Origin of the sequence: Mycolicibacterium phocaicum (assembly GCF_010731115.1) — a bacterium.
GTDB classification, from domain to species: Bacteria; Actinomycetota; Actinomycetes; order Mycobacteriales; family Mycobacteriaceae; genus Mycobacterium; species Mycobacterium phocaicum.
In genome coordinates, this window is sequence record NZ_AP022616.1 from 2,887,876 (window position 1) to 2,900,438 (window position 12,563).

At 68.6% G+C, this 12,563-nt stretch carries 10 protein-coding genes; 3 read left to right on the plus strand and 7 right to left on the minus strand.

Translation table 11 applies throughout. From position 1 onward, the window contains the following. Positions 1-66: 66 nt before the first annotated feature. On the plus strand, positions 67-654 hold the full coding sequence (locus G6N46_RS13935) for a DUF1707 SHOCT-like domain-containing protein (protein ID WP_061005718.1): 588 nt from the start codon (positions 67-69) through the stop codon (positions 652-654). Positions 655-805: 151 nt separating this feature from the next. Here G6N46_RS13935 and G6N46_RS13940 read toward each other — a convergent pair whose 3' ends face one another. Together G6N46_RS13940 and G6N46_RS13945 are read right to left on the minus strand one after the other, a co-directional pair. After that, positions 806-2,773 carry a vWA domain-containing protein gene (locus tag G6N46_RS13940; RefSeq protein ID WP_138248048.1) on the minus strand — a complete coding sequence of 656 codons (1,968 nt, stop codon included), beginning with the start codon at positions 2,771-2,773 and terminating at the stop codon, positions 806-808. Then, the gene (locus tag G6N46_RS13945) at positions 2,766-4,160 is read right to left on the minus strand and encodes a sigma 54-interacting transcriptional regulator (RefSeq protein ID WP_061005748.1); all 1,395 of its coding nucleotides are present in this window, start codon (positions 4,158-4,160) and stop codon (positions 2,766-2,768) included. The genes G6N46_RS13940 and G6N46_RS13945 overlap by 8 nt, the downstream gene beginning before the upstream one ends. Before the next feature lie 76 nt (positions 4,161-4,236). Here G6N46_RS13945 and G6N46_RS13950 point away from each other — a divergent pair, with 76 nt between their 5' ends. Continuing rightward, complete coding sequence (locus G6N46_RS13950) at positions 4,237-5,250, plus strand: alpha/beta hydrolase (protein ID WP_138248047.1); 1,014 nt, start codon at positions 4,237-4,239, stop codon at positions 5,248-5,250. On the opposite strand, the gene G6N46_RS13955 is transcribed toward G6N46_RS13950, so the two are convergent. Further along, entirely contained in the window at positions 5,247-6,140 is an 894-nt protein-coding gene (locus tag G6N46_RS13955) for a LysR family transcriptional regulator (RefSeq protein WP_138248046.1), read from the minus strand. The genes G6N46_RS13950 and G6N46_RS13955 overlap by 4 nt on opposite strands. Before the next feature lie 84 nt (positions 6,141-6,224). On the opposite strand from G6N46_RS13955, the gene mqo reads away from it, so the two are divergent. After that, complete coding sequence (gene mqo / locus G6N46_RS13960) at positions 6,225-7,643, plus strand: malate dehydrogenase (quinone) (protein ID WP_138248045.1); 1,419 nt, start codon at positions 6,225-6,227, stop codon at positions 7,641-7,643. 63 nt (positions 7,644-7,706) lie between these two features. Here mqo and purH read toward each other — a convergent pair whose 3' ends face one another. From purH to G6N46_RS13980, 4 genes are all read right to left on the minus strand, one after another. Continuing rightward, the gene (purH, locus tag G6N46_RS13965; RefSeq protein WP_138248044.1) at positions 7,707-9,275 is read right to left on the minus strand and encodes a bifunctional phosphoribosylaminoimidazolecarboxamide formyltransferase/IMP cyclohydrolase; all 1,569 of its coding nucleotides are present in this window, start codon (positions 9,273-9,275) and stop codon (positions 7,707-7,709) included. Between the two features lies 1 nt (position 9,276). Next, positions 9,277-9,927, minus strand: coding sequence for a phosphoribosylglycinamide formyltransferase (purN, locus tag G6N46_RS13970; protein ID WP_138248043.1), 651 nt, complete (start codon positions 9,925-9,927; stop codon positions 9,277-9,279). A 9-nt stretch (positions 9,928-9,936) separates the two neighbouring features. After that, positions 9,937-11,454 (minus strand): cell division protein PerM, encoded by a 1,518-nt coding sequence (locus G6N46_RS13975; RefSeq protein ID WP_138248042.1) that lies wholly within the window; start codon positions 11,452-11,454, stop codon positions 9,937-9,939. Between the two features lie 76 nt (positions 11,455-11,530). Then, positions 11,531-12,475 (minus strand): DUF5336 domain-containing protein, encoded by a 945-nt coding sequence (locus tag G6N46_RS13980; protein ID WP_163692760.1) that lies wholly within the window; start codon positions 12,473-12,475, stop codon positions 11,531-11,533. Positions 12,476-12,563: the final 88 nt, after the last annotated feature.

Genomic DNA, 12,563 nt, shown 5'->3' on the forward strand with positions numbered 1-12,563 from the left:
ATCGATGCGGCCACAGTTTGCCTCAAGAGCCTTGCAAGTCGCTGTGATCGTCGTAGGCTCGAGTTGATGAGCACCCCAGGTTCGCGCGCACAGATGCGCGCCGCCGATACCGACCGGATCCAGGTCGCTCACCTCCTCAGCGATGCGGCCGCGCAGGGCCGGCTGCCGATGTCCGAGTACGAAGACCGGCTGAACCGCGCTTATTCCGCGCAGACGTACGCCGAACTGTCGAAGCTGAGCGCCGACCTGCCGTACATCACCACCGCGCCGTGGGAAACGGGCGGCGAATGCCATCCCGCGCCCTCGACGCTGCTGCTGGCGATCATGAGCGGATTCGAGCGCCGGGGCCGCTGGAACGTGCCGCAGCGGCTGACGTCGTTCTCACTCTTCGGTGGCGGTGTCATCGATCTGCGCTACGCCGATTTCACCTCACCGGACGTCGAGATCCACTCCTACTCGATCTTCGGCGGGCAGACCATCCTGCTGCCGCCCGAGGTCAACGTCGACGTGCACGGCGTCGGTGTCATGGGCGCTTTCGACCACCTCGGTCAGCAGGGCACCCCCGGCGCCCCGCGCGTCACCATCCGCGGCTTCTCGCTGTGGGGCCGCGTCGGCATCAAGTCCAAGAAGCGCAAGCCCCCGCCCGCTGACTGACCCCTTTCCCGCGAGCTAGCCCCTTTTCCCGCGAGCTAGTCCCCTTCCGGCGAGCGGCCGTGTTTGTACCGCGACACGCCGCGTGTCGCGTGCACTTTCAGGCCGCTCGCGGTCGACGAGCGTCCGCATCCTGCACAGGTTCGAGTGCGGGTCAGCGCCGACGACGCCGCGAGCGCAGGTAGTCACCGACCACCGCGGCACCCAGCCCGTCGAGCTCGGGCACCACGACGCGGCCTTCGACGCGCCGGGCCACCTGGTCGATGAACCGCGCCAGGCCGGGATCGCTGCCCAACCGGAAGATCGTGATCTGCGCGCCCAGCCGGGCCACCTCGTCGAAGCTGCGCACCGTGAAGGCGATGGTGCGCGGGTGCGGCGGGTAGTCGAAGAACGTCTCGGTCCCGTTGCGGTATTGCTCGAGATGGGCCGTCGGCTCACCGTCGGTGACGACGAGGACCACTGGCTGCGCGTTGGGATGACGCCGCAGGTGCCGGCCGGCGAGCAACAGCGCGTGGTGCAGGTTGGTGCCCTGCTCGTACACGCCTTCCAGGCCGGTGAGCTCGGCCGCCGAGACCGTGCGGGCATGCCGGCCAAAAGCGATGATCTGCAACGCATCTGACCGGAACCTGGTACTCACCAGGTGATTGAGCGCCAGCGCGGTGCGCTTCATCGGCAGCCACCGGTTCTCCATGACCATCGAGAACGAGGTGTCCACCAACAGCGCGACCACGGCCTGGGTGCGGGTCTCGGTTTCCGAGATCTCGACGTCGTCGACGGTGATCCGCAGCGGCCCGTCGTCGCGGGTACCCGCCTGCCGCAGTACCGCGTTGGTCAAGGTACGGGTGACGTTCCAGGGCTCGGTGTCGCCGAACTGCCACGGCCGGGTGGCGCCGGTCAGTTCGCCGGCGGCACCGGCGCGACGGGTGTCCCGCTCGCCATGGCGCCCGGAAAGCTGTTGTGCCACATCGCGGAGCGCCGCCTGTCCCAGCTGGCGCATGGCCTTCGGCGACAACCGCCACTGTCCGTCGGAACCGCGGTCCAGGAAGCCCTGGTTCATCAGGGTGCGTTCCAGTTCCGCCAGGGCACGAGCGTCGACGGCGGCCTCGTCGCCCAGTTGCCGGGCCAGCATGTCCAGATCGACGTCGTCCATCTGGGCACCGGCGTAGCTCTGCGAGAGCTGTTCCGCCAGTTGTTCCAACTCCGCGATGTCTTCCATCGCCTGCGCGGCCTCGCCCATCCCGAGCGGGTTGTTTCCGGTGAAACTCCGCTCGCCGGTCCAGTCCTCCCCCGGGCGGGCGGCCTGCAGGTTGGCATCGAGCCGATCGAGCGCGTTCATCAACGACGGCGATCCGAATGCCTGCTGCGCCAACGCATCCAGCTCGGCGCGTTGATCGGGCGACAGGCTGTTGCGGAACCGCTGCGCGGCGGCGGCACGCTTGGCCAGGGAGTCCAGCAGCTCGTCGACGTTCTGGGGGTTCTCCGGGAAGAACTGGCCGTGCTTGGCCATGAAATCCTGGAAATCCTGTTGGGTGTCTTCGCCGTTGGCGTGCTTCTCCAGCAGGTTGTTCAGGTCGTCGAGCATGTCGTTGACGGCCTGACGATCCTCATCGGTGGCGTTCTGCAGCGCGTCCTTCATGCCGGCGAATCGCTGGTCCAGCATCTCCCGGCCCAGCAGATCCTTGATCTGCTCGTACTTCTGCCGGGCTTCCGCTGAGCGCCAGTCGTATTCGGAGAGCTCCTGCACGGCCTTGGCCGGTGACGGTGACAGCGACTCCAGCTGCAGCTCACCGAACCGCGCGTCATCGTCGAGCGCGCGGGCCAGTTCCTTGCGCTCGGCGAGCACGGCCTCGTCGAGCAGCTTCTTGATCTCCTGCAGGGTGCCGTCAAGGTTGTTGCGCGACAGCAACTCCCGACGGCGCCGGTTGGCCTCGGCGGCCAGCCGGTCGGCGCCGCGCATGTTCTGGGTACCCCGGCGCAGCAGCTCGGACAGCGCGCGCCGGGGCGACGCGCCCTCCATGACGTCCTGCCCGATCTGCTCCAGCGCCTCCCGCAGGTCGACGGGAGGCGCCAGCGGGTCGGGCCCGCCGGTGTAGCGCGAATACCGCGAGAGGTGGTTAGCCATATACCGTTTCGCCGTCGTCGGAGGTCTTGTCGATGCGCTTGGCCAGATACAGCGCTTCCAGTGCCAGCTCGACGGCCGCCGCCCGCTCGCCGTCGGACTGCGCGCCCAACCGGTCGGCGATCGCGTCGATCACCGGCAGATCCGGCAGTGCGGCCAGCACGTCCTTGGCCGACACCCGCTCGCCCGTCGTGACCGGTGAATCTCCTTCCACCGCAACGACCAGGGAACCGACGTCGATGCCGCCGAGCAGCCGTTGCGCGGTGTCCGCGGTGGCCCGCCGCAGCAGGTGCTCCAGGACGGCCTGCTCGCGGCCTTCCTCACCCGACTCGAATTCCAGCTTGCCGCGCAGCACACCGATGATGGTCTGCAGGTCGACCACGCGAGCGACCGGATCCTGTTCACCCAGAATCGCGGAGCGGTGCTGGGCCGCGGCGCCGACGGTTTCGGCCGCGGCGATCGCGAAACGGGCCGAGACGCCGGAGCGCTGATCGATCGACTGCGATTCACGCAGGTACCGGGCGAAACGGGCCAGGATCTGCAGCAGGTACTCCGGGACCTCGGCGGCCAGGTGCGCTTCCTGCTTGATGACGCCGACCTCCGCATCGAGCTCCAGCGGGTAGTGGGTGCGGATCTCGGCGCCGAAGCGGTCCTTCAGCGGCGTGATGATGCGGCCGCGGTTGGTGTAGTCCTCGGGGTTGGCGCTGGCCACCACGAGCACGTCCAGCGGCAGGCGCAGGGTGTAGCCACGCACCTGGATGTCGCGCTCCTCCATCACGTTGAGCATGGCGACCTGGATGCGCTCGGCGAGGTCGGGCAGCTCGTTGATCGCGACGATGCCGCGATGCGCCCGCGGGATGAGGCCGTAGGCGATGGTCTCCGGGTCACCCAGGCTGCGTCCCTCGGCCACCTTGATGGGGTCGATGTCGCCGACGAGGTCGGCGACGCTGGTGTCGGGCGTCGCCAGCTTCTCGAAGTAACGCTCGCTGCGGTGTTGCCAGGTGATCGGCAGGTCGTCGCCGGAGTCCGCGGCCCGGCGGATCGACTCGGGCGTGATCGGCGAGTAGGGGTGCTCGCCCAGCTCCGAGCCCGCGATGACGGGCGTCCACTCGTCCAGCAGACCGACCAGGCCGCGCAGCAGGCGGGTCTTGCCCTGGCCGCGTTCGCCGAGCAGCACGATGTCGTGCCCGGCGATCAGCGCGCGCTCCAGCTGCGGCAGGACGGTGTCCTCGAAGCCGAAGATGCCGGGCCAGACGTCGTCGCCGTCAGCCAGTGCTGCCAGCAGGTTCTCGCGGATCTCGGTCTTGATGCCCCGCTCGCGGTGGCCCGAGGCCTTGAGTTCGCCGACGGTCCTGGGCAGGTCGGCCGGAAGGTCGTTAGGTGATGTCACGACCTCCACGCTACGACGGTGCACGGTGAGCGGCAGCCCCTTGGGCTCCGGAGCTTTACCCAGTACCCTCGGTATCGTGAACTCGCTCGACTGGACTCACCGCCCCACCGACCTCGAGTTCGGCCCCGCCGCGTGGCAGAGCCGACTGCTCGGCGGTTTGACCGCGGTGTTCGTCCGACCGGTAATTGCCCTGCTCACGCTCATCGGCATGGTGGTCAACCGGTTCCATCCGGAACTGGTGCAGCGGGGCCGCTACGACATCATCGACGGGCCGTTCCGCGCGTTTCGCGCGCTGCCCGGCACCACGGTGACACCGATCAGGCTGGACGACTGCGACGCCGAATGGATCGTCGCGCCGCGCGCACAGGGTTCCGATCGCGTGATCATCTACTTCCACGGTTCGGCGCTGATCACCCTCGGGCTGAACTCACACCGGCGCTGGGCGAGCAAGCTGTCGGCAGCGACCGGCGCCCGGGTCCTGAACGTCGGCTACCGACTGGCACCGCAGGCCCTGATCGAGGACGCCATCGCCGACGGCGTGTGCGCCTACCGCATGGTGCTCGCCGCCGGCGTCGACGCGGAGAAGATCGTGTTCGCGGGCGACTCCGCCGGCGGCCTGATCGCGACCGGCACCGCGCTCGCGGTGCGTGACGCCGGCCTGCAGGTGCCCGCCGGCCAGATTCTGCTGTCACCGCTGACGTCGTCCGACATGAACCTGAAGTACAACGCGATGCTCGAACACCGCGACGTGCTGTTCCCGTTCATGGCGGTGAAGTACCTCTACGACGTCTTCGCGACCAAGAACGGCACCCACCCGGTACCGGAGATGCCCACCGAGGCCGACCTGCACGGCCTGGGACCGACGCTCCTGCAGGTCGGCAACAACGAGATGCTGCGCAACGATTCGTTCGCGCTCGCCGACGCCCTGCGCGAAGCAGGTGTCCCGGCCTGGGTTCAGGTGTGGGACGGGGCGATGCACATGTTCCAGCTGAGCTTCGACGTCAACCCCGACGCCCGCAAGGCCGTCGCCGAGATCGTGGACTTCTTCGAATACGCCACCACTGCGCAGCCCGGCGAGGTCGCCTCCTAACCGGTGGTCGGCCATTCTGCACGCAGGAAAGTGAGCAGCCTGCGCGCGGCGGGAGTGCCTGCGGTCGGCGCCCACGCCAGCGCGATGTGGCGCTGATAGCTGTTGGGCGACAACGGGATTTCGCGGACCTTACGTGAGGTGTGCTCGTCGTGCGGTAGCAACGCGATACCCATGCCACGGCCGACCAACTCGCGGATGGTCGAGAACTCCGTGATCTCGACGGGTACGTGTGGCACGAATCCCGAATCACGGCACCAGCTTTCAGTTGCCTGACGCAAGTGATAGCTGGCCGGGTTGGCGATGAACGTCTCGTCTCGCAGTTCGTCCAAGCGGAGACGACGACGGGCAACGAGCGGATGGGCCGCCGGTAACACGGCCCGGATCGGTTGTCCACCGATCACCACATGCTCGACACCGTCCGGCGGCGGGATCACCACCGCGACGTCAAGCGCCCCGGATTTCAGGTCCGCGGCGAGTTCACTGCCGTGCGCCTGTTTCATCTGGAGCCGGATTCCCGGTGCGCGCCGGTGGAATTCGGTGACCAGATTCGGCACCACGCCGGCCCCCATCGTCAGAGGGAAGCCGAACCGGACGGTGCCGTGCTCGGGGTCGGCTTCCCCGGCGATGGTCTCGACCGTCGCCTCGAGTTGATGCAACGGGCGCCGCACCTGCTCGGCCAGCTGCACTGCCACCGGCGTCAGGCGCACCGTCCGCCCCTCCTGGGTGAGCAGCCGGACGCCGAGTGTCTTCTCCAACGCGTGGATGCGCCGACTCATCGACGACTGGGGAATCCCCAGGCTGTCCGCGGCACGGGTCATGTGCCCGCCCTGCGAGTCCAGCTCTTCGAGCGCTCGGAGCTGCGGCGCCAGCAGGCTCATCCATTGATCCATATTCGGATGGTAATCGCCAGAACATTCATTGGACGGATCGAATCGGTGCGAGTGATGCTGGAGTCAACGAGACAAGGAGCAACCATGATCACCGTTGAACCCGAAGTCGCCGACGTCGTCCTCATCGGTGGCGGCATCATGTCCGCCACCCTCGGCGCCATGCTGAGCACGTTGGAGCCACAGTGGCGCATCGTGTTGGTGGAGCGGGCATCCGACATCGCCACGGAGAGCAGCGGGCCGTGGAACAACGCCGGCACCGGCCACTCCGGCTATTGCGAGCTCAACTACATGCCAGACCCCGAAGACGGTTCAGCACCGGCCGAAATCGCCGCACAATTCCAGGTGTCCCGCCGCTGGTGGGCATATCTGGTCGAGCAGGGCCTGCTGGACCCGGCGACATTCGTCCACGGCACGCCGCACATGGACGTGGTGTTCGGCGACCACGACGTGGCCTACCTACGACGACGCTTCGAAACCCTCAGCGCCGATCCGCTTTTCGCCGATCTCGAGTTCAGCGACGATCCCGCCAAAGTCGCCGCATGGGCACCGCTGGTGATGGCCGGCCGGGATCCGGCGCAACCGATTGCGGCCACCCGGCATCCCGGCGGTACCGACGTCGATTTCGGGGCGCTCACCCGCGGACTGACCCGCATCATCACCTCGAACGGCGGCGAGGTACGGCTCGGGCATGACGTGCGCCGTTTGCACCAAGACCCGGACGGCACCTGGCTGGTCGGTGGCCGGCGATCGGAGTCGCACAACAGGTTTCACCTCAGAGCACGGCATGTCTTCGTCGGAGCCGGCGGCTTCGCCCTGCGACTGCTGCAGCGCGCGCACATTCCCGAAGTCCGGGGCTACGGTGTCCTGCCGGTCGGTGCCGCGTTTCTGCGGTGCGCGCGACCCGACGTCGTCGCACAGCACGATGCCAAGGTGTACGGCCAGGCCGCGATAGGCGCCCCGCCGATGTCGGTGCCGCACTTGGACAAACGCGTTGTCGACGGCGAGGGCTATCTGATGTTCGGTCCTTATGCGACGTTCAGCACCAAGCTTCTCAAGGGCGGCAGGCTCACCGACTTCTTCACCACGCTGCGGTCGCACAACCTGCATGTGCTGGCCGCCGCGGCCGCGCAGAGTCTGCCGCTGGTGCGCTACCTGATCGGCGAGTTGCTCACGCCGTTCAGCGGCAAGATCGAACAGCTGCAACGGTTTTACCCGGATGCCGATCCCCGTGACTGGGAGCTGGTGCCGGCGGGACAGCGGGCGCAATTGGTCACCCCGGACGCCGACCACATCGGCGCGTTGCGGTCGGGGACCGAGCTGGTCGCATCGGCCGACGGCACCATCGCAGGGCTGCTCGGCGCGTCGCCGGGCGCCTCGACCGCCGTGCCGATCATGCTCGAGCTCCTGCAACGGTGTTTCCCCGAGCGCTGGGCCACGTCCTGGCACGAGCGCATGGACGACGCCCTGGCCGCCCGCGACACCTCCGCACTGCTGAGCCTCTGAAGACCGACGGCCAGGTCTGCACGGATCATGTCCGCGCAGACCTGGCTATTCAGCCGGCAAGACCTAGTGGGCGAAGTGTCGCGCCCCGGTCAGGTACAGCGTGATGCCCGCGGCAGCGGCAGCCGCGGTCACTTCGTCGTCACGGACCGAACCACCCGGGTGCACAATGGCTTTCACACCGGCGTTGGTCAGGGTCTCCAGACCGTCGGGGAACGGGAAGAAGGCATCGGAGGCAGCCACGGCGCCGCGAACCCGGTCACCGCCCCGCTCCACCGCGAGCCGCGCCGCGTCGACGCGGTTCACCTGGCCCATGCCGACACCGACGGTGGCGCCGTTGGCGGCGACCACGATGGCGTTCGACTTCACCGCGCGGCAGGCGCGCCACGCGAACACCAAGTCGGCCAACGTCTCCGGGTCGGCCGGGCTGCCGGTCGCCAGTGTCCAGTTGGCCGGGTCGTCCCCCGCGGCGTCGAGCGCGTCACGCTGCTGCACCAGCAGACCACCGCTGACCTGACGGAACTCGGTGCCGCCGGGCTGCGGCTCCGAGGCCACGAGAATGCGAATGTTCTTCTTACGGCTGAGGATTTCGACGGCGCCCGGTTCAACGGCAGGGGCGACGATCACCTCGGTGAAAATGTCCGCGACGGTCTCCGCCATCTCCTCGGTGACGGCCGTGTTGGCCGCGATGACGCCACCGAACGCGCTCAGCGGATCGCACTCGTGCGCCTTGCGGTGCGCGTCGGCAACCGAGATCGACGACACCGCGATGCCACACGGGTTGGCGTGCTTGATGATCGCCACGCAGATGTCCTCGTGGTCGAACGCCGCCCGCCACGCCGCGTCGGCGTCGGTGAAGTTGTTGTAGGACATCTCTTTTCCGTGCAGCTGCTCGGCCTGAGCAAGCCCCGGCCAGCCGGCGTCGTCGCTGTAGAGCGCGGCCTTCTGGTGCGGGTTCTCGCCGTAGCGCAGCACATCACTGCGACGCCAGGTCGAACCCAGCCAGGCCGGCATGCCGGCGGCCGATGCCTCGTCGTCGCCGGGCACCAGCACGGAGCCCATCCAGGATGCGACGGCCACGTCGTACTCGGCGGTGTGCCGGAATGCCAACGACGCCAACTTCTTCCGCTCGTCGAGCGTGAAGCCACCCTCCCGGACGGCCGCCAGCACGCCGTCGTACCCCAGCGGGTCCACGACGACGGCGACGCTCGGGTGGTTCTTCGCCGCGGCGCGGACCATCGACGGGCCGCCGATGTCGATCTGCTCGACGCACTCGTCCTCCGACGCGCCCGACGCCACGGTCTGCGTGAACGGGTACAGGTTCACCACGACGAGTTCGAATGCCTCGACACCGAGCTCATCGAGCGCGGCGAGGTGCTCGGCCTTGCGGGTGTCGGCCAGCAGACCGGCGTGCACGCGCGGGTGCAGCGTCTTGACCCGGCCGTCCAGCACCTCCGGGAAACCGGTGACCTCTTCGACCGGAGTCACGGGAATTCCTTCGGCAGCAATGGTTTTCGCTGTCGAGCCGGTCGACACCAGCGTCACGCCGGCCTCGTGCAGCCCGCGGGCCAGCTCAGCCAGGCCGGTCTTGTCGTACACGCTGATCAGCGCGCGCCGAATCGGTCGTCGCGTCATCCTATTGCTCCTCACCTTCGCGGCACCCGATGGCCGCCGTTCGCCCACTCCACGTCACACCGCGGAGGGCCACCGCGGCGATCACATCTACCAGCAGTCGTCGTTCGACGACCTTGATCCGCTCATGCAGCGACCATTCGTCGTCGCCTTCGAGCACCGCCACCGGTTCCTGCGCCAGGATCGGCCCGGTATCGGTACCGGCATCCACCAGGTGCACCGTGCTGCCGGTGACCCGCACCCCGTATGCGAGGGCTTCGGACACCGCGTGTGCTCCCGGAAACGACGGCAGCAGCGCCGGGTGGGTGTTCAGTACCCGTCCCTGAAAACGCCCGAGAAACGTGGGGCCGAGGATCTTCATGAACCCCGCCGACACCACCAGATCCGGCTCGTGGGCTGCGACGGCTTCGGTCAGTGCGACGTCCCAGGCGGCCCGGTCGGCATGGTCGCGCAACTGGGTCGTGAAGGTCGCCGCGCCGGCTGCCGCGCCGACCTCCAGCGCCCGGCATTCGCGATCCGTACCAACTGCCACTACCCGGGCCGGGTACTCGCCGACCGCTGCGGCCAGCACCGATTCCAACAGCGAGCCGGTCCCGGACGCCAGGACGACGAGCCGCGCCGGCGCAGTCGGGGGCACGTGAACCGGTTGCTGCACGGGAGCAGCCTAGTGGCCGTCGTCGTCGACGACGAAATGCGCCTCAGGGTCCTCGTCAGGGTCGAAGGCGACGTGCTCGCCGATGCGATCGGTGGTGCCGGACTGATAGGCCTCCGCCGGCGCCGGGGTCATGTCAGGTTCCGGACGCGCCGGTCGGCGCGGTGCGGCGGGTTTGACCGCCGGCTCCGGCTCGGGTTCGGGCTCCGGTTCGGTGGCCTGCTCGAACGCCGGGCCGCCGGCGAAATGCGAGTCGTCGTCCCCGTCGTCCGCGGCAGCCGACACGTCACCGATCAGCTTCTCCGTCACGGGTTCGTCATCGTCGACGAACTCTGCCGGTTCATCTTCAGCCGGTTCCTCGTCCACGGGCGCTGCCGGCGCGACGGGTGCGGGCCGGGCCGGGCGGCGGGTCAGGCCGCCGGCCATGGCCACCGTGAGACCGCCGATCGAGACGAACCAAAGGAAAACCGCAGGCCCGAACGTCGTCTGATCGACCCCGAGCTCACCGAAGTTACCCAGGCGACCGCTGCCGGCGATCGCGAGCAAGACCATCATCACGGCAGCCAGTAGCGATGCGACCGCCAACTTGGCGAAGGCGATCGGCCACGGCGCCGGGCGGCGGGAGCACTGCTGCCCCACCGCCACCGCCGAGGCCGCCGCGATGATCAGTAGTGCCACCCAGACCGGACCCAATGGAGGTGACGGCACCGCGGCCAGCACCGGCACGGCGGGTACGTCGCCGCCGAGCACGGTGAAGGAACTGAACGTCGCCAACCCCACGTGCACACTCGAACCGACAGCCACGGCGGCAGACCCGACCATGACGTTCGGGATGTACAACGCGGACAGCACGGTGAGGCTGAGCTGGCCGAACACCGAATCGGTGATGCCGAACAGGTCGTGCATCGTCGACCAGTGCACGACCATCGAGGCGACCGCGACCAATCCCGACAGCCCGAGCAACGCCAACACACCGGCGATCGCCCCGCGCAACGCCTCCGGCAGCCAGTACGGCAGGTGCGCGTCGGTCAGCAGTCGTCCCTGCAGGCGCGAGCCGACACCGATGGCCGCACCGACCGCATGCACCGCCAGGACGCAGCCGAACGCCTGGAGGGCACTCGGGGTCTGCAGCTCGGTGAGCACCGACGACGCATCGTGGATCACCGCGATCGAGATCGCCGCGATCAGCAACGGGCCACCGAGTGCCGAGGCGACGACCCAGCGGACCACGAACCAGGACGCGCCCGGCCGCGTCGCCGCCGCTGTGGTGCGTGCCGTGCCCCAGACCATCGCCAGCAGCGGGGCCAGGGGCATCACGCCGAGTTCGGCACCGCCGATCGACACCGGCACGCCGTGGACGCCCAGCCACATGCTGGCCATCGCGCCGAACGCACCGGTCAGATCGCTGTTGGCGATGACCAGCTGGATCAGCACCAGCGCGGCGATGATCGCCAGGGCGATGCCCGACGGGCCGAAAGCAACCCGAAGCAGGTCACGCGCCTGGCGCGTACCGACTGGTCGGTTATCCACTAGCTGGGTCACTCCTCGCGAGGTCGTCACCCGCCTGCCGCGAGTGCCCTAGCGATTATGACGAAGCCGCGCCCGATTACTGCGGAGCCGGGGGTTGCTGGAAGGTCGTCGTCGGCTCGGAGCTCGACCCTGTCGTGCCCGGGGTCGTGCCGTACGACGACGATCCGGCGCCAGACTCCGAGGTCGAAGGCGTCTGGCCGGCCGACTGCTGCGGGGCCGACGACTGGCCGGCCGACTGCTGCGGCTGGCCGAACGCCGGGAATCCGGTCGGCGGGGTCGGCGGGCCCGAGTCGGCGCCGTGCTGCGACGCGCTCTGCGCACCGGTGTAGCCGCCGATGGGACCGTTCTGGGACTGCGGCTGGTAGCCGCCCTGCTGGCCGTAGTGCTGACCGGTCTGCTGGCCGTACTGCTGCTGCGGCTGCTGGCCGTAGTACTGAGCCTGCGGGTTGTAGCCCTGCGCCGGTCCGCCGTAGTTGTACGGATCGGGCTGGGGACGCGGCGCCGGCGGCTGGATGACACCGGCGTCCAGCAGCAGCGCCGCGACGGCACTACCGGCCTGCAGCACCGACAGCGCCAGCACGACGTAGAGGCCCCACTCGACCTCGATGCCCTTGGGCGCCTGCACGATCTCGTTGATCACCAGCAGCAGGGCCAGCACCGCGAGGATGGCGACCCACGACTTGAAGCTCTTCTGCTTGGGCAGCAGGCTGACGCCCGCAAGCAGCGCGGCCAGCACGGCGACGACGATCGGCGCCTGGGTCAGGATGCTGCCGGTGCCTGCATCCAGGCCTCCCGCGCCCAACTGGGGCGCGAAGTTGAAGCCGAAGATGAGCAGGCCGAGCGCCGCGACCGCGGTGGTCAGGTACTCAGGCAGTTTGCTCGGGCCGGCCGGCGCAGCGGGCGCAGCCGGGATCTGCTCGGGCAGACGGTTGAACTGCTGGGTCGGCCCGCCGTACTGGTTGCTGTACTGGCTGGGCTGCTGGGCGGGCGGGTAGCCGGAGTTACCGGGCTGGTACGTCATGACCTCTCCTGTACTGGTCGACTCGACCAACCACGCTAGCGCACTTCATTGCGGGTGCCCTGCATCAGTTCGGCCCACAGAGCAGCGT

Coding starts and splice junctions, on each gene's coding strand:
- G6N46_RS13935 (WP_061005718.1), top strand. CDS start 67: ATGAGCACCCCAGGTTCGCGCGCACAGATGCGCGCCGCCGATACCGAC.
- G6N46_RS13940 (WP_138248048.1), bottom strand. CDS start 2,773: ATGGCTAACCACCTCTCGCGGTATTCGCGCTACACCGGCGGGCCCGAC.
- G6N46_RS13955 (WP_138248046.1), bottom strand. CDS start 6,140: ATGGATCAATGGATGAGCCTGCTGGCGCCGCAGCTCCGAGCGCTCGAA.
- mqo (WP_138248045.1), top strand. CDS start 6,225: ATGATCACCGTTGAACCCGAAGTCGCCGACGTCGTCCTCATCGGTGGC.
- purH (WP_138248044.1), bottom strand. CDS start 9,275: ATGACGCGACGACCGATTCGGCGCGCGCTGATCAGCGTGTACGACAAG.
- G6N46_RS13980 (WP_163692760.1), bottom strand. CDS start 12,475: ATGACGTACCAGCCCGGTAACTCCGGCTACCCGCCCGCCCAGCAGCCC.